The sequence below is a fragment of the Microbulbifer elongatus genome (assembly GCF_020524885.1).
Taxonomy (GTDB): Bacteria; Pseudomonadota; Gammaproteobacteria; order Pseudomonadales; family Cellvibrionaceae; genus Microbulbifer; species Microbulbifer elongatus_A.
This window is the reverse complement of sequence record NZ_JAIVKJ010000001.1, coordinates 1,229,495-1,254,067: the sequence shown is the minus strand read 5'-3', so window position 1 is coordinate 1,254,067 and position 24,573 is coordinate 1,229,495. Positions and strand designations below refer to the sequence as shown.

20 protein-coding genes are annotated in these 24,573 nt (G+C 56.4%); 9 read left to right on the top strand and 11 right to left on the bottom strand.

From position 1 onward, the window contains the following. Positions 1-13: 13 nt before the first annotated feature. The 8 genes from LC059_RS05280 to LC059_RS05245 all read right to left on the bottom strand — a co-directional run bounded on the left by LC059_RS05280 (position 14) and on the right by LC059_RS05245 (position 9,469). Complete coding sequence (locus tag LC059_RS05280; protein ID WP_226702760.1) at positions 14-1,156, bottom strand: thiolase family protein; 1,143 nt, start codon at positions 1,154-1,156, stop codon at positions 14-16. Positions 1,157-1,244: 88 nt separating this feature from the next. Continuing rightward, positions 1,245-1,670, bottom strand: coding sequence for a Zn-ribbon domain-containing OB-fold protein (locus tag LC059_RS05275; protein WP_226702759.1), 426 nt, complete (start codon positions 1,668-1,670; stop codon positions 1,245-1,247). 44 nt (positions 1,671-1,714) lie between these two features. Then, complete coding sequence (gene lpdA / locus LC059_RS05270; RefSeq protein ID WP_226702758.1) at positions 1,715-3,130, bottom strand: dihydrolipoyl dehydrogenase; 1,416 nt, start codon at positions 3,128-3,130, stop codon at positions 1,715-1,717. Positions 3,131-3,160: 30 nt separating this feature from the next. Beyond that, on the bottom strand, positions 3,161-4,627 hold the full coding sequence (locus LC059_RS05265; protein WP_226702757.1) for a 2-oxo acid dehydrogenase subunit E2: 1,467 nt from the start codon (positions 4,625-4,627) through the stop codon (positions 3,161-3,163). Next, positions 4,627-5,637 (bottom strand): alpha-ketoacid dehydrogenase subunit beta, encoded by a 1,011-nt coding sequence (locus LC059_RS05260; RefSeq protein WP_226702756.1) that lies wholly within the window; start codon positions 5,635-5,637, stop codon positions 4,627-4,629. Before LC059_RS05260 ends, LC059_RS05265 begins: the two co-directional genes overlap by 1 nt. Before the next feature lie 49 nt (positions 5,638-5,686). After that, entirely contained in the window at positions 5,687-6,703 is a 1,017-nt protein-coding gene (locus LC059_RS05255) for a thiamine pyrophosphate-dependent dehydrogenase E1 component subunit alpha (protein WP_226702755.1), read from the bottom strand. 84 nt (positions 6,704-6,787) lie between these two features. Then, on the bottom strand, positions 6,788-8,194 hold the full coding sequence (locus LC059_RS05250) for a carotenoid oxygenase family protein (protein ID WP_226702754.1): 1,407 nt from the start codon (positions 8,192-8,194) through the stop codon (positions 6,788-6,790). A gap of 273 nt (positions 8,195-8,467) precedes the next feature. Further along, complete coding sequence (locus LC059_RS05245) at positions 8,468-9,469, bottom strand: NADP-dependent oxidoreductase (protein WP_226702753.1); 1,002 nt, start codon at positions 9,467-9,469, stop codon at positions 8,468-8,470. Positions 9,470-9,690: 221 nt separating this feature from the next. Here LC059_RS05245 and LC059_RS05240 point away from each other — a divergent pair, with 221 nt between their 5' ends. From LC059_RS05240 to LC059_RS05225, 4 genes are all read left to right on the top strand, one after another. Beyond that, positions 9,691-10,035: a putative quinol monooxygenase gene (locus LC059_RS05240; protein ID WP_226702752.1), complete on the top strand. Its 345-nt coding sequence runs from the start codon at positions 9,691-9,693 to the stop codon at positions 10,033-10,035. Between the two features lie 76 nt (positions 10,036-10,111). Beyond that, positions 10,112-12,292 carry a molybdopterin-dependent oxidoreductase gene (locus LC059_RS05235; protein ID WP_226702751.1) on the top strand — a complete coding sequence of 727 codons (2,181 nt, stop codon included), beginning with the start codon at positions 10,112-10,114 and terminating at the stop codon, positions 12,290-12,292. Positions 12,293-12,365: 73 nt separating this feature from the next. Next, positions 12,366-13,832 carry an NAD-dependent succinate-semialdehyde dehydrogenase gene (locus tag LC059_RS05230; protein ID WP_264189180.1) on the top strand — a complete coding sequence of 489 codons (1,467 nt, stop codon included), beginning with the start codon at positions 12,366-12,368 and terminating at the stop codon, positions 13,830-13,832. A 449-nt stretch (positions 13,833-14,281) separates the two neighbouring features. Beyond that, positions 14,282-14,968, top strand: coding sequence for a TetR/AcrR family transcriptional regulator (locus LC059_RS05225; protein ID WP_226702750.1), 687 nt, complete (start codon positions 14,282-14,284; stop codon positions 14,966-14,968). Positions 14,969-15,052: 84 nt separating this feature from the next. On the opposite strand, the gene LC059_RS05220 is transcribed toward LC059_RS05225, so the two are convergent. Then, complete coding sequence (locus LC059_RS05220) at positions 15,053-16,168, bottom strand: acyl-CoA dehydrogenase family protein (protein ID WP_226702749.1); 1,116 nt, start codon at positions 16,166-16,168, stop codon at positions 15,053-15,055. 291 nt (positions 16,169-16,459) lie between these two features. Here LC059_RS05220 and LC059_RS05215 point away from each other — a divergent pair, with 291 nt between their 5' ends. The 4 genes from LC059_RS05215 (at position 16,460) to LC059_RS05200 (ending at position 21,451) form a co-directional block, all read left to right on the top strand. Further along, a complete protein-coding gene (locus LC059_RS05215) occupies positions 16,460-17,938 on the top strand; it encodes a coniferyl aldehyde dehydrogenase (RefSeq protein ID WP_226702748.1) in 1,479 nt (492 codons plus the stop codon). Between the two features lie 36 nt (positions 17,939-17,974). After that, the gene (locus LC059_RS05210) at positions 17,975-19,384 is read left to right on the top strand and encodes an FAD-dependent oxidoreductase (protein ID WP_226702747.1); all 1,410 of its coding nucleotides are present in this window, start codon (positions 17,975-17,977) and stop codon (positions 19,382-19,384) included. Positions 19,385-19,464: 80 nt separating this feature from the next. After that, on the top strand, positions 19,465-20,496 hold the full coding sequence (locus LC059_RS05205) for a phosphotransferase (RefSeq protein ID WP_226702746.1): 1,032 nt from the start codon (positions 19,465-19,467) through the stop codon (positions 20,494-20,496). A 22-nt stretch (positions 20,497-20,518) separates the two neighbouring features. After that, positions 20,519-21,451 carry an alpha/beta hydrolase gene (locus LC059_RS05200; RefSeq protein WP_226702745.1) on the top strand — a complete coding sequence of 311 codons (933 nt, stop codon included), beginning with the start codon at positions 20,519-20,521 and terminating at the stop codon, positions 21,449-21,451. 50 nt (positions 21,452-21,501) lie between these two features. Here LC059_RS05200 and LC059_RS05195 read toward each other — a convergent pair whose 3' ends face one another. Together LC059_RS05195 and LC059_RS05190 are read right to left on the bottom strand one after the other, a co-directional pair. Beyond that, positions 21,502-22,485, bottom strand: a complete 984-nt coding sequence (locus LC059_RS05195; RefSeq protein WP_226702744.1) for an NAD(P)H-dependent flavin oxidoreductase — start codon at positions 22,483-22,485, stop codon at positions 21,502-21,504. Between the two features lie 62 nt (positions 22,486-22,547). Beyond that, positions 22,548-23,339, bottom strand: a complete 792-nt coding sequence (locus tag LC059_RS05190; RefSeq protein ID WP_226702743.1) for an enoyl-CoA hydratase/isomerase family protein — start codon at positions 23,337-23,339, stop codon at positions 22,548-22,550. Between the two features lie 219 nt (positions 23,340-23,558). Between LC059_RS05190 and LC059_RS05185 the strand changes: the two genes are divergently transcribed. Then, positions 23,559-24,566: an AraC family transcriptional regulator gene (locus tag LC059_RS05185; RefSeq protein WP_226702742.1), complete on the top strand. Its 1,008-nt coding sequence runs from the start codon at positions 23,559-23,561 to the stop codon at positions 24,564-24,566. The last annotated feature ends 7 nt before the right edge of the window (positions 24,567-24,573 follow it).

The window sequence follows — 24,573 nt, the reverse complement described above, 5'->3', positions numbered from 1 at the left end:
GTTCAGTGGACAGTTAGCGTTGCAATATGGTCACGGCGCTGACTCCCGGCGCGCCATACACATGGGTGTAGCCCAGCTTGGGCGTATTCGGCACCTGTCGCGGCCCGGCGTCTCCCCGCAATTGCAAACAGGTTTCGTAGATCTGCCGTAAACCGGTGGCCCCAATCGGTTCTCCGCTCGCGATACATCCGCCATCGGTATTTACCGGCAGTCTGCCGCCAATTCGGGTTTCTCCCGCCTGGATAAGCGCTTCCTGCTCGCCGTGCTCGCAGAATCCGTTTTCGGCCATATGCATAATCTCGGCACCGGACTCGGTATCCTGAAGCTGCAGGACATCGATATCCTCCGGACCCACACCAGCCAGCTCGAAGGCCGCACGGGAGGCGTCCACCGTGGGCCCATCGACTTGCTGCAGCGCCTGTGACGGAGAAAATACTTCAAAGGAGCCATAGCGACGTGAGCGCATGGTGGCGGCCTTCAGATAAATGGGCTTGTCGGAATAGCGGTGCGCGTGGTCGGCCCGGCAAAGCACCATGGCCGCACCGCCCTCACCCGGCGCACAAAACATGAATTTGGTGAGCGGGTGACTGATCATGGTTGAACTGGCTATTTCTTCTTCCGCAATCTCTTCACGACGCCAGGCGTTAGGGTTTTTGGCACCATTACTGAAAGCCTTGCTGGCTACTTTCGCCAGGGTGCTGGCACTGATGTTGTGGGTGTCCATATACCGCTGGATCTTCATGGCGAAGAACTGCGTCGTCAGCATCAGACCACTTTCACCGTACCATTCACCAATTCCCATCTGGCGCGGGTCGGCATTGAAAGCGCCGCGATCATGCTTGTCGAAGCCCACTACGATACCGATATCGTACTGGCCAGACTTAATCGCGTTATAGGCCGAAATCATTGCGCTGCCACCGGTAGCGCAGCCATTGGCTACGTTGATAAACGGCAGGCCCGTGAGCCCCAATTCATTCACCAGCGCATCCGCACTGCCAGCGCTGGCACTGCCACCAAATCCGAACTGCATGTCCCGCCACTCTACGCCGGCATCGCTCAATGCCTGGCGGGCGGCAAACGCGCCCTGCTGCAATCCACTGCGGCCGGGTGTTCGGCCAAACGGATGAATACCAATACCAACAATCGCTACGTCCATGAAATCTTCCCGTTGTATCGGCGCGCAATACGCAAGGTGCTCGCCTAACTATCGATAATTACCCAAATATTCCTGTGTCTTCCGCAAATTACTCCACGGCTTTAAACGCAAAGGTAACCACCTCATTCCCCTGTTGCTCATAGCGCAGGGTTTCGATGACCAGCTCCATCTCCATACCAATAGAAAGCTGCTCAGGTGTGTTCTCTATCAGCCGCGCTTCCACACATACGGCACCGGGCAGTTCCACGTAACCAACCCCGTAGGGTGTAAAAGTTTCCGGTGTCTCCCCCGAGTTATACGGGGACTTTGGCATAAAGCCCTGAATGGTCCAGCTCCAGAGCTTGCCGCGACGGGGCAGCTGCTCGACGCCTACGTCTTGGCTGCCGCATGCGGGGCAACTGCTTTTCACCGGAAATTCCGCAATGTTGCACTCCCGGCAGCGGCTCCCCAGCAGTGCGGGTTTATCGGACGGCCAGGTAAACAAGCCCTCGGCGATCGCAGTTCTATTCGTCATATGGATTATTTCAACCTCACCTATTGATTGCCTGCACGTTTGCGTTAGCTGTGAATGCCCTGACCGATTGCATCGAGTACAGACTCATGCATCGCTTCCGACATGGTTGGGTGGGCGAACACTGTCCTCGACAGTTCATCCTCCGTGGTTTCAAGCTTGCGTGCGATCACATATCCCTGAATCAGCTCGGTCACTTCCGGACCGATCATATGGGCGCCCAGCAGTTCACCGGTATCTGCATCAAAGATCGTCTTGACGAAACCCTCGGCGTGACCAATCGCCTGGGCCTTTCCGGACGCATTCAGGTCAAAGCGACCGACGCGCAGATGGATACCTTCTTGCCGGGCTTGCTCCTCGGTCATGCCAACACTGGCGATTTGCGGAGAGCTATAGGTGCATGCAGGTATGCCGTGTACGTCAAGGGGTTCAATATTCTTTTCCCCGGCAATCCTGTCGACACACAAGACGGCTTCGTGACTTGCCTTGTGCGCAAGCCACGGGGGAGCGGTCATGTCACCGATCGCATAGATACCGGGTACCGAGGTCTCACACCACTGGTTCACCACGACCTGTCCGCGATCAAGCGCAACACCCTGTGCCTCCAGGCCGAGCCCCTCCGTATTGGCCTTTACGCCGGTGGCAACAATCACGCGATCGAAAACACCCTGCTCCACTCCCACTGGGGAGCGCCAGTGCACCTCGGCCCGCGCGTCATCTACCTGCACCCCGTCAATGACACTCGATGTGAAAATTTTCATCCCGCGCCGCTCAAAACTTTTTTGCGCTGCCGCGGAAACATCGCGATCTTCCATGGGCAGGATGCGATCCAGCTTTTCGATGACGGTGACTTCAGAGCCAAAGCTCTGATAGAAACTCGCGAACTCAATGCCGATGGCGCCGGACCCAATGACCAGCAGGGATTTGGGCAGGCTATCCGGCGTCATGGCTTCTTTCGCGGTCCAGATAACTTTGCCATCCGACTCGATACCGGGAAGCGACCTCGGGCTGGCGCCCGTTGCAAAAATGATATGAGGCGCACTTACGTACAAAGCGCCCTCGTCTGGACGGGAGATCTCAAGAAGGTTGCGCTCTTTCAAGTGCGCCTTTCCACGAACCACAGTAATCCGGTTCTTATCCATCAGGTAATCGATACCGCGACTCAAGCGCTCCGCCACCTCGCGGCTCCGCTTTACGACCTTCGTAATATCAACTTCCCCGGGACTGACCTCCAGGCCGTAGTCCTTGGATTTAAGAATTGCCTGATAAAGCTCTGCACTTTTGAGCAAGCTCTTTGTGGGAATACAACCCCAGTTCAGACACACACCCCCCATGTGCTGCTTTTCGATGATGACGATATTCAAGCCCAGTTGTGCCGCCCGGATCGCGGCCACATAGCCACCGGGACCGGCACCGACTACGGCAAGGTCAAATGACTGTCGATCACTGTGTTCACTATTCACATCAAGGATCCTTCTTGCTAGAACCTGCCCCTACAGCAACATGGATGCGGGGTTTTCCAGAAACCCTTTCAATGCCTGCAGGAACCTGGCAGCGGTGGCACCATCAATCGCACGATGATCGCTCGACATCGATACCCGCATAACGGTCGCGGCTACGAGGTTGCCATCACGCACGACCGGCTGGGCTCGACCAGCGCCAACCGCGAGGATTGCCGCCTGCGGCATATTGATAATCGCGTCGAACTGGTCGACGCCGTACATGCCGAGGTTGGAAACGGTAAATGAGCCTCCACGGATCTCATCCAGAGCCAGCTGCCCGGCATGGGCACGTTTAACCAGCGCACGTGTATCTGCGGCAATTTGCGGCAGGCTTTTACTATCTGCCCTGCGGATGACCGGGGTCATCAGACCGTTTTCAAGTGCCACAGCAATCGAGATATCTGCCTGCTCGAACTGCCGGATGCCGTCACCGGTAAACTGCACATTCACTTCGGGCACCCGCTGCAACGCGCTTGCGCAGGCTTTCACAATAAAATCGTTGACCGAAATCTCGTGTCCCAGCGTGTCATTCATGTATTTGCGCTGGGCCAGCAGACTGTCCAGTTCGATGTCGAGGCTCACACGGAAGTGGGGAATGGTTTGCTTTGATTCACTCAAATGGCCGGCAATCGCCTTGCGCATGCCAGATAGCGGCGTTTCGGTATAAGACCCCATGCCACTGGTTGCGCGCGCCGCCAGCTCGATATCCCCCTTGGTAACCCGGTTATGGCGGCCGGTCGGGGTGACATCGTTGAGGTTGATATTCAGTTTCCTGGCCAGTCGACGAGCAACCGGGGTTGCCGCGGTACGGGAGTCATCACTGGCAGCACGCTTGGGCAATGGCGAATTGGCTACTGTCTTCGCCGGTTGAATGCGCACGCCCGCCGCCTTTTCCACATCCCATTTGGAAATACGGCCGTGGTGTCCGGTCGGTGTCACGTCGTGGAGATTAATGCCGTGCGCTTTCGCCAAACGCCGTGCGACGGTAGAGGCAAACACCTCGGCATCGCCCGTCCCATCGCCCGGGGCTTTTGGTAAGGTAGTCGCGGCCTGCGAAACCGTGCTGTCTCGTTGGGGCTGCTCTGCCTTTGCCTGACTATTGGGTGCCCCCTGCGCTCGAGTCGCCTCTTCCCGGCCAACGAGCGGTTGGTTCAGGGCGGTCGCATCGGGCTTGTAATTCGAGATAAACGCGTCGATCTCGGCTTCGCTCACGTCACCTTCCGCTACAACACCCAGCAACATAGCTACGCGGTGTACTTCACCAGGCTGCGCCACGATCCTCACCAGGGTGCCGTTACAGTGACTCTCCGCGGTATTGACGATTTTGGAAGTTTCTATATCGACGATTTCGTCCCCCACCGAAACGCGATCACCCTCTTCCACACGCCACTCGGTGATTTCACCTTCCTCCATCGACATACCCCACTTGGGTACGGTTAGTGCATGCAATGTGCTCATCAGACATACTCCAGTACGTCGCGGATTGCGGACTCGATATCAGACTCCTGCGGCATCCAGGCGTCTTCCAGGTTCGGCGCAAACGGCACCGGGGAATGCGCGGCGGTAACTTTCCGGATTGGTGCGCGCAGAGAGCGGAATGCCTTCTCCGCAACGATGCTGGAAATATCCGATGCAATGCCGCAGCGCGGTGTCATCTCATCCACCACCACTAAACGGCCGGTCATCTCAACACTTTCGAGAATGGCCTCCTCATCCAGCGGCGATGTCGTGCGGGGATCGATTACGTCGCAGGTGATCCCTTCAGCCGCGAGCTTGTCCGCCACGGCGAGCACCTTGTGCATCGGGTTCGAGATAGCAACGATGGTCAGGTCGCTACCCTCGCGATAAAACTTCGCCTCCCCAAATGGCAAGGTGTACATTTCGTCCGGCACTTCACAACTGGTGTCGTAAAGAATCTTGTCTTCAACAAAGATCACACAGTCGTTGTCCTTGATCGCCTGCAACATCAACCCCTTCGCATCATAGGCGTTGGTGGGACAAACCACTTTCAGGCCCGGCACCATGGTGACCATCTGGGTGAGGTTTTGAGAGTGCTGGGCTCCCGCGCGCCAGCCAGCGCCGGTGGTACATCGGATTACCATCGGACATTGGGCTTTGCCACCAAACATGTAGTGAAACTTGGCCGCCTGGTTATAGATCTGGTCAAAGCAGACCCCGAAGAAATCCATGAACATCAGCTCGGCCACCGGCCGCAGACCCGTCTGGGCTGCGCCTGCTGCCGCACCGATAATGGCGGATTCCGTAATCGGGGTATCGATCACCCGGGCCTCGCCATAGGCGGGCAACAGCCCTTTGGTGACACCCATCACGCCGCCATAGGCATCCCGCGAACCATCGCAACCTGCACCACCTGACACTTCTTCACCGAGTACAATCACGGTGGAGTCTTCGCGCATTGCTTGGTGCAGCGCTTCGTTGATCGCTTCTCTGTATGTTTTTACCGGCATCCTGTCGACTCCAAATTTGTTTTTTTAATTTCCGAAGTAAGCCCGAGGTTTAGTAATCGGAGCTGTAGACGTTTTTGAGCAGCTCGGAGTCCTCTGGGGCCGGTGCAGCAAGGGCGGCCTGCGTCGCCTCATCGATCAATTCCGCGACCTCCTGATCGATGCGGTCGAGATCCTTCGCCTTCACCAACTTTTCCTTCACGGCACGGGCTCTTGCCATCACCAGGCAGTCCTGCTCTTTCATCAAGGTCTCGACCTCCTTCTCGCCGCGATACGCCTGAGGGTCACCTTCAAAATGCCCTTTAAACCGGGGCACGGTAGCTTCAATCGTCACCGGGCCTTTACCGGCACGACAATGCGCAACCGCTTCGCGACAGGTTTCATACACGGCAAAAAGATCCGTGCCATCGACCTGGTAGGCGGGCATACCAAATCCCTGGGCGCGGCTGGCGATATCTTTCGAACCCACGGCGTAACGCGCATGGGTCCCCTCGCCATAACCGTTGTTTTCAAACAGAAAGATCGCTGGGAGCTTCAGCACCACGGCCAGGTTCATGGCTTCAAATGTTGTTCCCTGGTTTGAGGATCCATCACCACCGAAGGCAACACCGACCCGGTCGGTACCGAGGGTTTTCGCGGAGAGCGCCGCACCGACGATGATGGGCGGTCCGCCGCCAACAATGGCATTCGCGCCCAGCATGCCCTTGTCAAAATCTGCAATATGCATGGATCCCCCCTTGCCATCGCAGAGACCACCCTGCTTGGCCATGATCTCCTTCATCATCGCGACGACATCCGCTCCCTTGGCGATACAGTGACCGTGTCCGCGGTGGGTACTGATCACGTAATCATCGTCATTGAGCAGCAGGCACAAGCCAGCCGCTACCGCTTCCTGACCGGAATAAAGATGCAGGAAGCCGGGGATATTGCCCTTCATGAATTGCTCGCTGATCCTGTCTTCGAAGGCGCGTATCGTGCGCATCGAGCGATACGCTTTCAGGAACTGCTCGGAATCGAGCACTTGCTCAGTGCTCTTTGGCTTCAGGAGCGTATTGGTATCGGTAGACATAGGCCGCCTCTATTTTTATTGCCTGTTCGTTGCCCTGCCGCACTACGAGGAAAAACCGTCCTCACGTGCAGGCAATTGTGATGATTACAAAGTCAGGTTTTGCATCCAGTTCGCATGGAAGCCATTGGGAACACGGGTGGGTATATACACCTTGGCCACCGGCCCACCAGCAACATCCCCGGCGGAGATAATCGAAAGGTACTGGCCCTCTCCGGGGTTAAACACGAAGCACATGAGCCAACCATCTTCCTCATGAGGGCTATCAGGGTTGGGAACGTAAACCGGCTCCCCCGCATTGGCCTGCTCACCGTAATTGAACAGCGTGGTTTCTCCGGTGTCGAAATCGAAGCGGCCGGTACAGTTGTAGCCGTGCGCATCGGCCCACTGGCGATCACTGGAAGCCGCAAACCCATAGCGATACGGCTTGCCCATACGCCGCTCGTCCACCCTCGAAAACTCACAGAAAACATCCGAAAATTTCTCGTTGGTCAGGGTTTTGGAGGCGTTGTCCAGCGTCATTCGGTACATGCGGCGAGGCTGTTTTTCCACCCCGGTGCCCTGGGCCTGGGTAAAGGGCATCCGGTTGATCCACACGTAATCGATAATGATCTTGCCACCGCGCTCGAAGCCATTGCAGAAATGCCAACTGAAAAACGCCTCGGTTTCGTAGGTGACAATTTCGTCCTTGCCGTTGCGGGGAATTACCAGAATCCTGGTGCCCTTCTCCGGCTCCCATGAAAATGGGTCCTCGCCGCGCATCGCGCGGGTCACATCATGGAATGCCGGTGCGTAGATGATGACCACATGATTTTCGGTAATCTGCAGGTCGTGGATAATGCCCTTGCGTTCGAACTGCACCGGAATTGTCCGCTTGTGACGAGCGTTCTTATCAAAAATCTGTACCCAGTAATTAGGGCTGTCCCAACGCTGGGTGCAACTGATCAGGTCCCCGGTGTCGGGACAAATCTTCGGGTGTGCGGTGAGCGCGTCACCGGGCTTCAGGGCACCGTCATAGTCGTAAAGGCCAACGGTGCTCAGGTCGTTGTTCAGCAAGTGCGGGAAACCGCCCTCCCACATGGCGAGCAGCTTTTCTCCGTGATAGATCACATTGGTATTGGCGGTGTTGCGTACCGGGTTCGGTTCGCCACCGGCCTCAATCACCTCCGCCGGCACCTCGAGAAGCTTCCCGACGCTGCCATAAATAGTGCGGCCGAACTTGCGCTCGGTTTTCAGGTGGCTGGTTTCGACCCAGCGATTTTTGTAGGTGGCCTGCCCGCCCTTGAGGTAGACCGCATGGATCATGCCGTCGCCATCCAGCGGATAGACATAGTGGTTAGGCTGATAGGCCGTATTGGGCCCGTCGCGCATGAATGCCCCAGTCAGGCTCGCAGGGATTTCCCCTTCGACGCGGAGATCCCCTAGTCCGAAATCGCTCTCTTCCAGGACCGGCGCATAATTCCCCTGCAGATAAGGGAAGGCACTTAAATCCATGTGACACTCCTCGAAAACTCTTGTTGTTATGCGGAGGCCAACGGCACTTTCAGGCCTACGGTGAAAAAATACTAACAGCAATTGACTGAATAAAACAGTCTCGCCTGTTTCTTTTTATGGAAAAAACCTAACCGCATGAAATTAAAGATATTTTTCACTACCCCACCAAGAATTTTGGCGATCAGCCGGGGGAATGGACGGCGATGGGAAGGCGCAACTCGCACGAAGAAAGGAGGGAAAAAAGCAGTGGCGGCACAGCGCCGCCACCGGCAATCACTCGGGATTGCGAACTATCAATTTACCGCTGTTGGAGCCATCGAAAAGTTTTAGAAACGTGGGCAGAACATTATCTAGCCCATCCACAATATCCTCGCGAAACTTCAACTTGCCCGCCATCACCCAGTTCGCCAGCTGGTCGATGCCTTCCGCAAAGCGATCCTGAAAATCGAGCACCACAAAGCCCTGGATGGTGACGCTCTGGGCAACCAGCTGCCAAAGGTTTTTGGGTCCCGGTGCATCGGGATCGTTGTATGTCGAGATCCAGCCACAGACAGCAACCCGGGCAAATTTGTTGAGACACATAAGTGCCCCGTCCAGAATATCTCCGCCCACGTTGTCGAAATATACATCCACCCCATCGGGACACGCCTGCCGTATGGCCGCCTCATAGTCACCACAGGTTTTGTAATTAATCGCCTGATCAAATCCGAGCTCTTCAGTGATCCACCGGCATTTCTCCTCAGAACCCGCCATGCCCACCACACGGCATCCACGCATCTTCGCGATCTGCCCAACGACAGAACCAACCGCACCAGCAGCGGCACTCACCAGCACCGTCTGCCCCGGTTCGGGCCGGCCTACTTCCAGCAGCCCGAAATACGCGGTAAGACCGGTGGGGCCGAGCACGCTCAGAAAGTGGCTCAACGGAATACCGGCGTTCTCATCCAGCTTGTGCATGGCTGCCGCGGCACCATAGGTATAGCGCTCCCAGCCACCGAGCGACATCACCACATCACCCTCTTCCAACAGGTCGCTGCGCGACTTCACGACGCGACCAATCACAGAGCTGCGGATAGGATCGCCAATCGCAATCGGCTCAATATAGTTATTGACCTCACTCATCCAACCGCGAATAGCTGGATCCAGCGAGATGTAGAGATTGCGAATAACTGCTTCACCCTCCGCAGGCTCTCGCACAGGTACATCGCGGTAAGGAACGTCGGATGGTGTCGGGAGCGTGATCGGGCGCGATGCCAGATAATATTGACGATTCATTGATTCATTCATATTCCCGGCCGCTCCCCGGTTGTTTTAGGCAACTTTTCCACGCCACTCGCGCCAGAGCCGAGCACTTCGCGCACTCCAGCGACGGTCGAAATTTCGATCGAATATAGACGCCCCAAAAAAATCAGTCAACCCTGATTGTTTTATGGTGAACCTTCTGGTAGCTTCAGGTGGATCGTCAGGAAACGCTTTTACCAATACAGGAACGCACTATGACCGTACTGATCAACGGAACCGTGGATGTAAAGGCAGAAGACCGTGCAGCGGCACTCGCAGCAGCCGCCGCGCTGATACCCGACACCCGCGCGCAAAAAGGTTGTAACCATTACGCCTGGTGCGCCGACCCGACCTCAGACACACGTATTTACGTGTATGAAAACTGGGCCTCCAGTGAAGACTTATCCGCGCACCTTTCAGGCCCCTACTTTGCACAAATGCTTGGGGTGCTCGGTCAGTTTGGGGTTCTGGATACAGCCATCTCAAAATTCAAGATTTCGGTCGAGGAACCCGTTTTTGATCCGCAGGGCAATCCGCGGGGCGACTTCTTTACCGCGTGATCACAACCCTGGAGGTCCACAGGACCGAAAATCCTGAACAAACCGGTGGCTACCCATGCAAGAAGAGCAACAAAAAATGCACCAGAAAAAACAGGGTGAGCAGGTAAAGACATTCTGCCGTTTCTGTCACGCCAACTGCCCGATGGTTGCCACCGTCGAGGACAACAGGATCACAGCCCTGAAGCCGGATACGGACAATGTGATTTTTGGGGGCTACACCTGCCTGAAAGGGCGGCAAATGCCGGAACAGCTGTACCTGCCCGAGCGTATTCTCACATCGCTGAAAAAACACGCCGACGGATCCCGCACACAAATCAGTAGCGCCCAGGCACTGGACGAAATCGCGGACAAGCTGCGTGAAATCCGCAAGAAGTACGGGCCGCGCAGCATCGCCAGCTACAATGGCACCGTCTCCTTCCAGAACTCAGCGACGCACCCGGTGGCCAAAGCCTGGCATGTAGCGCTGGACTCACCGTCTTACTACACCAGTATTACCATCGACCAGCCTGCCAAGGTGGGCATCGGTCAGGCGCGCATGGGTTTTTGGGCGGGAGGAAACCACACCTGGCAAGACTCCGATGTTGCACTGATTATCGGTAACAACACTCTGGTGTCGCACTTCTCGATCCCCGGTGGTATTCCGTCCTTCAGCCCCAGTAATGCGCTGAGGGAAGGCAAGAAACGCGGGATGAAAATTATTGTCATCGATCCGCGCAAGTCTGAGGTGGCATCGCGCGCGGATCTTTTTCTGCAGATTAAACCAGGACAGGATGCGGTATTGCTCGCAGGATTGCTGCATATCATCCTCGCCGAGGAGTTGCACGATAAAGCGTTCTGCGAAGAAAACATCGAGAATCTGCAGCAGTTCCAGCAAAGCTTGAAGCCCTTTACTCCGGAATATGTCGCCGCGCGTACTGATCTTGCCGAAGCCGACATTATCGCCGCCGCGCGCCTGTTCGCTTCCGGGCCCCGCGGGTCGGCCACGACGGGCACCGGCCCGGAAATGGGCCCCTACCCCAACCTGGTGCAACACCTTACCCAGGCACTAAATGCCATCTGCGGCAGACACTACCGTGCCGGCGAAAAGCTCCCCAATGCGGGAGTACTGTCGCCGCCCATGCCTCGTCCTGCGCAGGCTATTCCACCGCAGCCGGAGTGGCTGACCGGGGTACGCAGTCGGGTTTCAGAAGACATTGGTGAGGTGACCGTATTGACTGCCAATGGCCCGATCAAGGAAATGCCTACTGCGGTCTGTGCCGACGAGATCCTGCTCGAGGGAGAGGGACAGATCAAAGCACTGATCGTTATTGGCGGTAACCCGCTGCTGGCGTGGCCGGGTCAGGCCAAGGCCTATGAGGCACTGAAGAATCTCGACCTGCTGATTTGTCTCGATTACAAAATGTCCGCGACCGCAGAGATGGCCGATTACGTCATTGGTTCGAAGCTGTGCCTTGAACGCGATGACCTCACCGTACTCACCGACATCTGGTACGAACAACCCTATAGCCACTACACCAAAGCCGTGGTGGAGGCCGAGGGTGATGTAATTGAAGAGTGGGAACTGTTCTGGGAATTGGGCAAACGGCTGGGACTTGACCTCAGCATCCGCGATCAGCCACTGGACATGTTCAACAAGCCTTCCAAGTACCAGATCCTGGAAATGATGACCACCGGCTCGCGCGTACCACTGGCAGACATTTACCAGCGCGAGGGGGGGCACGTCTACGACCTGCCCGATGTCATCGTTGCGCCGGCAGACCCCGCCACAAAGGGCATGCTGGACCTATTCCCTGAAGGCATTGCCGATGAACTGGCCGGTGCCGCGCGGGATGCCGACCGGGGCCTCGCCCTGAAACAGGAGCACCCCTTTCTGCTGGTGAGCCGCAGAATGAAAAATGTCTATAACTCCACCGGCCCGGAACTGAGCTTCCTGGCGTCTAAAGGCACGACCAACCCAGCCTTTATTCATCCCGATGACCTGGAACAACTTAACCTGTCCGATGGCGAAGTCATTGCACTGCGCTCGCGCCAGGGCGAGATTCCGGCCGTGGTGAAAAGCAGCCCGGATATCAAACGCGGTGTAATTTCCATGGCCCATTGCTGGGGCGCAGCACCAGATGGTGCCGGCGACGATCGCGTGCGTGAAATCGGAGCGAATACCAACCGCCTGATCAATAACCTGGACAACCCGGAAAAATACTCGGGAATGGCCCAGCAAAGCGCCATTCCGGTATCTGTCGTCAAATTGACCGGATAACCGCTCCGCTGTGGCAATTGAAGACCGATTTTCGCAACCCCGAATACAAAAAATAGCGCAACCGAGGCCCGTCATGCTGAAGCTATCCAACCCCTCCCTGCTACGCACCCAGCTGTATGTCAATGGCGAATGGGTAGATGCAGACAGCGGTGACACCATGCCGGTGCTGAACCCGGCAAACAAGCAGCCGATCACGCAGCTTCCCAACGCCGGCGCCGCAGAAACCCGCCGCGCCATCGAAGCCGCAGACCGCGCGCTGCAGGGGTGGTCCAGCCTGGTCGCCAAGGAGCGCTCCGCGCTGCTCAAGCGGTGGTTCACATTAATCATGTATAACCAGGAAGACCTGGCCAGACTGATGACGGCGGAACAGGGCAAGCCGCTGGCGGAATCCCGCGGCGAAGTTGCCTACGGAGCGGCATTTGTCGAATGGTTTGCCGAAGAGGGACGCCGGGTTTACGGAGACACCATTGCGGCCAACAATCCCGGCCAGCGTATCGTCACATTGAAGCAGCCGGTAGGCGTGGTCGCCGCGATCACTCCGTGGAACTTCCCCATTGCCATGATTACCCGCAAAGTTGCGCCGGCGTTGGCCGCAGGCTGCACCATCGTATTGAAACCAGCCACAGAAACGCCGCTGTGCGCACTGGCACTGGCAAAGCTGGCAGAGGAAGCCGGTATACCTGCGGGCGTGTTCAGTGTGGTCGCCGGGAATCGTGCCCGTGAAATTGGCGGCGAGATGACCGGCAGTCAAATTGTCCGCAAGCTGACCTTCACCGGCTCGACCGAAATCGGTAAAACCCTGATGGCACAGTGCGCGGGTACGGTGAAAAAAACCTCCATGGAACTGGGCGGCAATGCGCCCTTCATTGTGTTCGATGATGCAGACCTGGATGCCGCGGTTGCAGGCCTCATCGCCTCCAAGTTTCGCAATGCGGGCCAAACCTGCGTTTGCGCCAATCGTATTCTGGTCCAGGAATCCGTGTACGACGCCTTCATCGAAAAATTCCTGGCTGCAGTCAGCGCACTCGAAGTCGGTAATGGTGCGGATGAAGGCGTGACCATCGGCCCCCTGATCAATGACGCAGCGTTTGAAAAAGTCAGCGCACTGGTCAACCAGGCTGTCAGTGCCGGCGCAAAGGTGTTACTGGGTGGCGAAGGCTCCACCGCACAGGGAGGCTGTTTCTATCAGCCCACCGTGCTCACGGAGGTTGATCCTTCAATGGACATCTATCAGGAAGAAATCTTCGGGCCAGTAGCGCCTGTGTTCAAATTCAAAACTGAAGCCGAAGCTATCACCATGGGTAATGACACGCCCTACGGCCTCTCCGCTTACTTTTACGCGCGGGATATTGGGCGTATCTGGCGAGTCAGTGAAGGCTTGGATTACGGCATTGTTGGCGTGAATGAGGGCATTATTTCTACCGAGGTCGCACCATTTGGGGGCGTAAAAGAGTCCGGCATAGGTCGCGAAGGTTCCAGATACGGAATCGACGATTATCTGGAAATTAAATACCTGTGTATGGGCGGCATTCAATCGTAATCACACCACGCACTTTTTACGCCTAAACAACCTTCTCTCCCTGGGGCCCCTGCACTATTCACTTTATGAGGCAGGGGCTTTTTTTAACCCTGCGATTCAGGCAGTTTTCGGGGGCGCCGTTGCTGATCCCGCGACCGGGCTTTTTCACTGATCCCCTCCCGCTTCGCTGGCGTAAACTTTGCAGAATAATACGTGTGAACACGAGGTATCGACGGAAAACAGAAAAGGGGTCGCGGCACTGTTACTAAAATATTCGTGAAACCTTCATCCAGTGTGCATAGAAATTTCCCGAGACCATTAGTGCCTGAATACGTAGGCAGCGCATTTTCGAAAAAGCGTTTTTTCCCGGTGCGGTTTCACCTATAATGACCCAGTACAGCCTGCTTAAAACAGGATAGACTGTTTTATTTTGCCAACTCCTTGGAAATCTAACCGGAAATTGAAGCCTGATGAGCGTTACCAAGTCACCAAAGTCCAGAAGTACCAGCGAGGAAGCCGTCAGCTGGCAGTCACAGAAAAGTGCCATGACCCGCGATCGCATTCTGGAAGCCGCGATCAACTGCTTTATCAACCTCGGTTACTCCAACGTGACCACCGCCAAGGTGGCAGACAATGCGGGCGTCTCCCGTGGTGCCATGCTGCATCACTTCCCCTCCAAGACAGAGCTCATCCAGGCGGCGGTGGAATACCTGCACTGGAAGCTGCTGGACGATTACACGCATCGTGTTTCCCTGATCCCCAAGAAACTACAGGGTAAGGACCGCCGCCGTGCTGGCCTCGATGCCTACTGGGATCACCTTACCGGGGACCTCGCGGTGGTTTACCACGAGCTGTGCGTCGCCGGACGTACCGACCCGGAACTGCAGGCAATCCTGGAGAACTCGGCGGCCCGCTTCGAAGAGCATATTCACGAATCAAACAAGGAAATGTTCAAGGAGTGGAATGATCGTGGTGACCTCTATTTCCTTGCCATGGATATTACCAAGTTTCTGATGGAAGGCATGGCAGTCGGCCAGTGGGGAAAAAACAAGGACCAGCGTATCACCCGCTTGCTTGATTACCTCGGCGATCGACTGGAAGAGATCTTTACCGACAAGGGGCAGACAGCAATATCTCGCCACTCTTCAAAATCGTGATCCGGTTGGGCCCTGCACAGGAGACTGTTCAGGGCCTCACGCCGGCCGCTTTCCTACGCCATTTCCCAAGTGCCTACTTGCCCTCTACGCCGATAGGGAAATATACCGCTGCAGGTAATGCTCCTCATCACCGTACAGCATGCCCAGCAGCAGCAGCCTTTTGAAATGATGGCTCACCACCAGTTCATCAGTCATACCGATGCCACCATGTAGCTGCAACGCTTCCTGGGACACCTGACGGCCGGCCTCGGCCAGTTTCACCTTCATTGCGGCGCACGCCTGCAATGCCTCGCCACTACCCTCGTCCAACAGGATTGCCGCATTCAACAGCAGCGACCGCAGTTCCTCAACTTTCAGGTACATGTCCGCCATCCGGTGCTGCAGGGCCTGGAACTTGCCAATAGGCTGACCGAATTGTTCGCGGGTTTTTGAGTATTCAACGGTCTGGTCCAGTAACACCTGCATGGCCCCCAGTGCTTCAGCGCCCATCGCCACAATGGACAGCGCCAGTACCCGGTCGATAAGCGCAGCGGCCTGGCCTGACTCCACCAGCACCCTGTCCGGCCCCAGGAGCACATTGTCAAACTCCACATGGGCACCCCGGCTACCATCAACCGCGGTAAACGGTGTGCGCGATACCCCGGCATCTTCCGCAGACACAACAAACAAACCCAGGCCTTCCCCCGTGTTGGCGGTCACGATAAAGAAGTCCGCACAGTGCCCATTCAGCACCGCGGACTTTTTACCATTCAGGCGAAATCCATCCGAGTCACCGGTTGCGGTAGTGAGGACACGGGTCATATCGTATCCCCCCTGAATCTCCGCAAACGCAAACGCCCATTGTGCGCGCCCGTCGATGATCCCCTCGATATAGGCGTCTTGCTGGGCGCTACTTCCCCCAAGCTGCAGAAAGCCCCCACAGGTCACCACCGTCGTCAGGTAGGGCTCGCGTATAACGCCTTTTCCCAGCGCTTCACACAGAATCATGGTATCCACTGCCCCGCCGCCAAAACCACCCAGGGATTCGGCGAAGGGCAAACAGAGCCAGCCCAACTCAGCGAACTGCCGCCAGGTGTCGGCGTCAAAACCGAGCTGGGTCTTCACCAGCTGGCGATGGCGTTCCACACCACAATTGTCTCGCACGTATTTCTGCACGCTGTCTTGCAACAGCATCTGCTCTTCCGTCAGTGAAAAGTCCATAGGTCGCCGACTCCAGTGAAATGGTGCAATCCGGACACCCCCAGAAGCAGGGGCCTCCCGACTATGTCTCTGCCTTCAGGCTGTTTTTTGGCCACAGTACGCAACAACATTATCAAAGGGACAATCTAAAAACAATCAGTACAGACTGTTTTAATGAATTGGAAATTGACATAGACTCTGATGCAAAGGAATCAGTCCCCCTTTGCCTTACTACCGTCCGCTCTGGCGGTCACCTGGAATCGGGACTCACCTGGCAGCAAAACATAACCAACAATAAAGGGAACCAACTCCGTGAACTCTGTAATTGAACAGGAAATCAGCGCGCGTCAGGCCCCACCCACGTCTGGGGTTGAAAGCGATCTCAGCCAAATCCTCTCGGTTCAAAAAGCTGCTTTTACCGCCGAGGGCGCGGTCTCTGCAGAGACCCGCATCGACCGCATCAACCGGGCCATACAGCAGCTGCAAAACTACCAGGATGCCATTGCCGAAGCGCTGCGGCAGGACTTTGGGCACCGCTCCTTGCCACACAGCAAGCTGATGGATGTGGCAGCGGGTATCGGCCCACTTGTACACGCCAGGAAACACCTCAAACACTGGATGCGCCCACAAAAGCGCAACACGCTCTTCCCCCTCAACCTCTTTGGCGCCCGCTCCAGGATCGAATACCAGCCACTCGGCTCGGTGGGCATTATCAGCCCCTGGAACTTCCCGGTGAACCTGGCTTTTGCGCCCCTGGCGCAGGTACTGGCGGCAGGTAACCGCGCCATGATCAAGCCTTCCGAGTTCACACCGGCCACCTCAGAGCTGATGCAAAAAATGATCGCTGAAGCGTTTGATCCGAGTGAGATCGCCGTTATCACCGGCGGTCCGGAAGTGGGCCAGGCCTTTAGCGCCCTTCCCTTCGACCATCTGATATTCACTGGAGCCACCTCGGTTGCGCGCCATGTGATGGCGGCAGCAGCCCGCAACCTGGTACCAGTCACGCTGGAACTGGGAGGCAAGTCGCCAGTGATTGTCGGCAAGAGCGCGGATCCGAAAATGGTGTGCGACCGCATCATGTGGGGGAAGATCACCAACGCTGGCCAGATCTGCCTGGCCCCGGATTATTGTTTCATCCCGGAAGAGCAACTGGATGGCTACATAGCGGGCTTTAAAGCCTCAGTGGCAAAAATGCTTCCAAGCCTTCTGCACAATGATGATTACACATCCATCATCAATCAGCGCCACTATGATCGTCTTCAACATTACCTTGCCGATGCCGTGGAAAAAGGGGCAACGCTTGTTGAAATAAATCCTGCCAGCGAATCCTTCATCAACCAGCCATTCCACAAAATCCCTCCCACATTGATCCTCAATACCAGCGACGACATGCTGGTAATGCAGGAGGAAATTTTCGGCCCGATCATGCCAGTAAAAACCTACAGGCAGTTCGACGATGCCATTCACTATGTGAATCAAAAGCCGCGCCCTCTGGGCCTCTACTACTTCGGGAGCGACGCGAAAGAAGAGAGGGCAATCCTGGACAGGACCACCTCCGGGGGAGTAACCATTAACGATGTGATCATGCACGTGGCCCAGGAAGACCTGCCCTTTGGTGGAGTGGGCAATAGCGGGATGGGCTGCTATCACGGCTTTGATGGTTTCAAGACTTTCAGCCATACCAAATCCGTCTACAGGCAGTCAAAGCTGGACCTTGCAGGTATGACCGGCATGACGCCGCCTTTCAATGAAAAGACCAGGAAGACCATCCAACAAATGCTCAAGGGCTGAAACCACAAGAACAAATAAATGGGAGCGAGCAGCACGATGGCGAATTACAAAGTCTGGGAGTGCCTGGTCTGCGGTTGGACCTACAACGAAGCCGAGGGATGGCCCGAGGACAATATTGCCCCCGGCACCCGCTGGGAAGATATTCCGGAAGATTGGCTTTGCCCTGAGTGCGGCGTCAGCAAGGCGGACTTCGAAATGGTTGTGGTCAGCAACCCCGAGTCTGCCGAGGAAGCACCCGTGCCAGCAGAGTCCGCGAGTACCCCTCGTACACCAACCACACCCGACCCTGTAATCATCGTGGGTTCAGGGCTTGCCGGCTATAACCTCGCCCGGGAAATCCGCAAGCTCGACCAACAGTGTCCGATCCTATTGCTGACCGCTGATGACGGGCGCTTTTACTCGAAACCGCTGCTCTCGACTGGGTTTCACCGTAAACAGACACCGGACCAGATGGCGATCGCCACGGCAGAGGAAATGGCACGAGACCTGAATATCACGGTACATACCTTTTGTGAGGTTAGCGCTGTTGATCGCGCTTCCCGCATAGTGCGAACGGACACCGCCACCTTTCAATACAGTAAGCTGGTGCTGGCGACAGGGGCCGCCTGCGTTGCCCTGCCACTCCAGGGCGACGCCACCGAGCGCGTGTACTCCATTAACGACCTGACCGACTACACACACTTCCGCGCGGCAATGAACGGAGCCAAACGCGTTCTGGTGATCGGCGCAGGTTTGATCGGCTGCGAGTATGCCAATGACCTGGTTCAGTCCGGTTACCAGGTCGAAGTGGTGGACCCCATGGCAACTGCGCTGTCGAGCCTGCTCCCGCCACCGGCTTCGCTTTCGCTCCAGGCTGCGCTGGAAAATGCAGGGGTCCGCTTCCATTTTGGCACCGGCGTAATCCGCGTGGACGCAGCCAGCGATGCTGGCGGACTCACCGTAACCCTGCGCAATGGAGAGTTACTGCAAGCCGATATTGTGCTCTCCGCGGTGGGAGTGCGGCCGCGCACAGAGCTGGCGCGCGATGCTGGACTGGCAGTCAATCGAGGAATAATGGTCGACCGGAAGTTACAGACCAGCGACAGTGAAATCTATGCGCTGGGAGACTGTGCAGAAGTTGACGGGCATGTCCTGGTGTATGTGGCACCCCTGATGGCATCGGCACGGGCACTGGCAAAAACCCTCACAGGAACACCCACCCAGGTGTATTACGGCACCATGCCGGTATTGATAAAGACCACACTCTTCCCTGTGGTGGCGCACCCACCCTCCCCCGCGTTAAAGGGGGGCTGGATCATCGAGCAAAATACCCCTGAGGGGGTGCGAGCCATATTCAAGGAAAGCAGCGGGATGATTGCCGGCTTTGCACTCACAGGAACCTGTGTAAGTAGCAAGGAGCAACTGGCCAGGCTTACACAGCCGCTGATGCCGGAAGCACCCTACTGACTCGCCAGCAATGCCAGTTCCGCTCACGGGAACCGGTATTGCCGACACCCTCCCGACCAATTCCATTCACGGAGACCGCCATGTCAACCATCAGCGATACGACCGAGCTCAGCAACCAGGTCGATACATTGGCGGCCTACCTGGAAAAACAGGTCACAGGGTTTCAAGGCCCAATCACCGCAAGAAAATTTCCGGATGGCCAATCCAACCCCACCTTCCTTATTCAGGCGGCAAGCGGAAAATACGTTTTGCGCCGCAAGCCCCCCGGTGAACTGTTGAAGTCGGCACATGCGGTGGATCGGGAATTTCGCGTGATGATGGCCCTCTCCGAGACCGACGTGCCCGTTGCCCGTCCACTGCATCTCTGTAGCGACGAGGGAATTATTGGCAGCATGTTTTATCTGATGGAGTACGTAGATGGTCGCGTGATGTGGGATCCCGCACTGCCGGGCGCGCAGCCCGGCGAACGCAGGGCGATCTATTCAGAAATGACGCGCGTCCTGGCAACCCTGCACTCGGTAGACATCGAACAAGTCAGCCTCAGTAATTATGGGAAACCCGGTAATTATTTTGCCCGCCAGATCGATCGCTGGAGCAGACAATACCGGGCATCGGAAACAGAGACTATTCATGCAATGGAATACCTCATGCAATGGCTACCGGCGAATATGCCCGATGACGATGGGCAGATAGCATTGGTGCACGGGGATTTCAGGCTGGATAACATGTTGTTTCACCCCACCGAGACAAAAGTCCTCGCGCTGCTGGACTGGGAACTATCGACCCTTGGCCATCCGTTTGCAGATCTCGCCTACCAGTGTATGCAGCTACGCATGCAAAGCGGTGGAATCATGCCGGGTCTTGGTGGCGTTGACCGCGAGGCCCTGGGAATTCCCACAGAGCGTGAATACGTTGCCGCTTACTGCGCCCAGCGGGGTATCAGCTCCATTGAAAACTGGAATTTTTACGTTGTTTTCAGTTTCTTTCGCTTTGCCGCGATTTTACAGGGTGTAAAGCAGCGCGCCCTGGACGGCAACGCTTCCAGTGCCAAGGCGAAAGAAATGGGCAGCCTTGCCAGGCCACTGGCAGAAATGGCTGTGGACTTGTGCTGAGAACCACCTGAGCGATAGCGAAATGGATATTCAGGCCCTGCACCCGGAGATCAGAAAAATCTTTCGCCTGATTCCATCACTACCCTTTCACAGCAAGCTCTTTGTACGGCTGAACAACCTGCTGCTTCGCACACTGCCGGAGGCAAAATCCATTGCCGGATTGACGATTCAGCAACAGTCGCTTTCCCATGGTGCGCTCCGTATTTATCGCCCTGCTGGTCAACAGTCCGGTGCCGGATTACTGTGGATTCACGGCGGGGGCATGATAACCGGGCGCGCCGCCCAGGATGATCGCCTCTGTAGCCGTTTCGCCTGGCAATTGGGGCTGGTGGTGTACTCGGTGGATTACAGGCTGGCGCCACGCCACCCGTTCCCTGCCGCACTCGACGATTGTCTGGATGCATGGAGGTGTGCACAGGATCTCGCACACGATCACGGCGTGGACGTGACACGCTTTGCCATTGCTGGCCAAAGTGCGGGGGCGGGCCTGGCCGCCAGCCTCGCCCACAAGCTTTCCGACCTGGGAGGCTTACAACCGGCAGGTGTGGCGCTGTTCAGCCCAATGCTCGATGACCGGACTGCAGCAAGGCGGGAACTGGATATGCTCAATCACCGGATATGGAACAACCGAAGTAACCGGGCGGGCTGGTCCGCCTATCTGGGCCAGACTTCAGATACGCAGGAACCACCCGCTTACGCGGTAGCGGCGCGGAGAGAGCGGCTCCGCGGGTCTCCCCCCACCTGGATAGGCATTGGCGATATCGACTTGTTTGCCGAGGAATCGCAGGCATATGCCAAGCGCCTGAGATCCGCCGGTGTACACTGCGATTTACACCTCGCGCCAATGGCGCCACACGCGTTTGAGACCATCGCACCGGAGTCCTCCATTGCCCGAGAACTCTTCGCCGATAACCAGCGCTTTCTGCGCAATGCACTACAGATTACCGAAGACTGAATACAGGCCGTAAGCTGGCGAATTCCTCCCCACCACTCCCCTGTGGTTGTTCACCCGTCATCGAGTATCGTCGCCAATCGCTGGCGCAGCACCCACCTGGCTTCCGCGACCATTCGATCGATCAGCTCCTGGCAGCTGGGAATGTCGTCGATCAATCCCATCACCATACCCACCGTCCATACACCATCATTGATATCGCCGGCTTCAATACACCGCTCCCGTCCCCGCTGCCCGGCAACCAGTGGCTGTAGCTCACTAAAATCGGTAGCACCAGGTCGCGCCTCAATACTCAGGACTTCCGCTGAAACTGGATTTGTAAATACGCGGCAGGTGTTGTTCAGCGAACGAAACATCAATGTGGTCTGGCGTTCGTCGCCATCGACCATGGCCTGCTTCATGTTTTGGTGCACCGGCGCCTCGCGGGTTGCCACGAAGCGACTCCCCATATTGATGCCTTCCGCTCCGAGCGCCAAAGCGGCTGCTAGCTGGGCACCCGTACCGATACCGCCGGACGCCACCGCGGGAATTTGCAAGCGCCTGCAGGCGGCGGGTATCAGGACAAGATTGGTGACATCGTCCTCACCGGGGTGCCCGGCACACTCGAAGCCATCAATACTTACCGCGTCACAGCCAACGCTTTCGGCCTTCAGCGCGTGCCGAACGGACGTACACTTGTGGATGACCTTTACACCTGCGCCCTTCAGTGCCGGCATAAATGGCTCCGGACTGCGCCCGGCCGTCTCTACAATTTTTACCCCACTGTCTATGATTGCCTGAACATATTCCGCGTAAGGTGGAGGCTTGATCGATGGCAATATGGTCAGGTTTACCCCAAAAGGATTCCTTGTCAGGATGCGACAACGCGCGACCTCCTCGGCGAGTGCCTGTGGTGTGGGTTGGGTAAGTGCGGTGAGCATACCCAACCCACCCGCATTGGATACCGCAGCGGCCAGTTCCGCCCGGCCTACCCACATCATTCCACCCTGAATAATCGGGTACTTGATACCAAAAAGCTGTGTGATTCGCGTCTTCATCCATTAACCCCAGTCAAGCTCACCCGTTTCCACCCTTCACCGCAAACACGCAGTGTGATGCTTTATCTTCCACGGAATTTGGGAGACCGTTTCTCGAAAAATGCCTGCGCTCCCTCCTTGAAATCATCGCTACGGTAATGGATGTTCTGAACCTGAGCCTCACGATCCATTGTCTCCGCCTGACTTAAAGTGCAGGCTTCGCGCAACAGCTGTTTACTGTATTGCAATGTCAGTGGCGCCCGGGTAGCCAGCGACTTGGCCCAACCCAGTGTTTCTTCTACCAGGTGCTCTGGAGCCACCACACGGTTGGCCATGCCAAGCGCAACACACTGTTGCGCTGGCAACCGCTGCGACTCCGCAATCATCTCAAATGCCCGCTTGCTACCCAGTGACCGCCCCAGCAACCAGTGACTGCCACCATCCGGAATCAGGCCGATTGCACCAAACGCCGAATACAGAAAGGCGTCTTCCGCCATTACCAGCAAATCGCAGGTCATCGCCAACGCTGCGCCGATTCCCGCGGCGGCGCCATTTACGGCGCACAGATATGGCTTGGGTGACTCCATAATACCGAGCAACACGGGGTGGTACTCTGTTCTGAGCTGATCGGTGATATATCCATCCTTATCGGCATCCGCTGACTGCTCATTGAGGTCGGCACCAGCACAGAACCCCTTCCCATTGCCCACCAGTACAACCACGCGCACCTGGTCGTCACTATTCGCCTGACGAATCGCCCGGTGTAATTCCTCCCGCATCTTTCCATTAATCGCGTTCCGCGCCTGAGGTCGGTCGAGGGCGATTACGGCTACCTGGTCTTCGATGTAGTAGTTAATGGTCTCGAACTCGCTCATTGCTATCTGCCTTTATCGCTCGATGGGATGAGACACATAACCAAAGTAATGTGCTTTTTATGCATTTTTACTTGCCAATAATCGCGAAAACAATGACCATGATGGACACAAATAGATATTTTGTTCCCAGGGGATATCTGGTTTCCAGCCCCCGGGAAGTCGAGGTGCCAGTAGTCTTAGGTAGCGGGGAAGAAATAGAGCGGAGAGGAGGCAGCCGCGATGCAGGATATTTCCATCCATATCCATTTCGTAAAAGCGGTTTTGAAGCACGCCATTCTGGGCGGACACGATACCGAGCAGCTGCTGCGTACCAGTGGGATCTCCCCTCGCCTCTTGCAAGAGCAGCAAGCCAGGGTGAGTGCTGAGCAATTCGCACGGCTACAATCACTGACGATGCGGGCCATGGAAGACGAGTTACTCGGATATGGCGATCAACCGTTTGTGCTCGGGCAGTGGTCTGCCCTCTGTCACTGGTTGATCCGTTGTAAAACCCTGGGGCAGGCGTTGAAGCGCTTCTGTATTTTTTACCAGGCGATAGGGAAAAACCTGCTGCCTAGACTGCTGGAAACGGACGAAGAATTCTGTATTGAAATCCATCCCGTAGGCACCGGTTCCCCACGTCTCGAGCCTTACACCTACGAATTATTCACTTTTGCCCTGCATCGCCAGCTTTGCTGGCTAGCCAACGCCAACCTCCCGCTGCGACACGTCTACCTTCCCTTCGGCGAACCGCCCCACAGTCGTGAATACCGCCCGCTGTATGTCGGCGCACCGATGACATTCAATGCCGACTGCTGCCGCCTTGTCTTTCAGAGATCCTTACTCGAAAAGCCGATAAAGCAGACAACGGAGAGCTTGGAGGATTTTTTAAGGAAACCCCTATACAACATACTGGTAGGTGGCTACAGCAACAAAAGCTGGAGCCAACGCATCAAGGATGCCATCGGCAACGATTTCAGCGAGTTTCCGACCTTCGCAGAAATCGCTCACCAGTTGGAAATGAACCCCAAAAAGCTGCGGAGATTATTGGGCGACGAGGGGTTGGCCTACCGCGACCTGAAAACACAGCTTCGCCGTGACCTGGCGATTTATCTTCTTTCCGATCACCAGACACCAGTAGAAGACATCGCATTCAAGACGGGGTTTTCTGAGGCAAGCGCATTTATCCGCGCGTTCAAGGGGTGGACAGGCGTCACACCCCTTACCTACCGAAAGGATCTGTCCTGAAGACTAC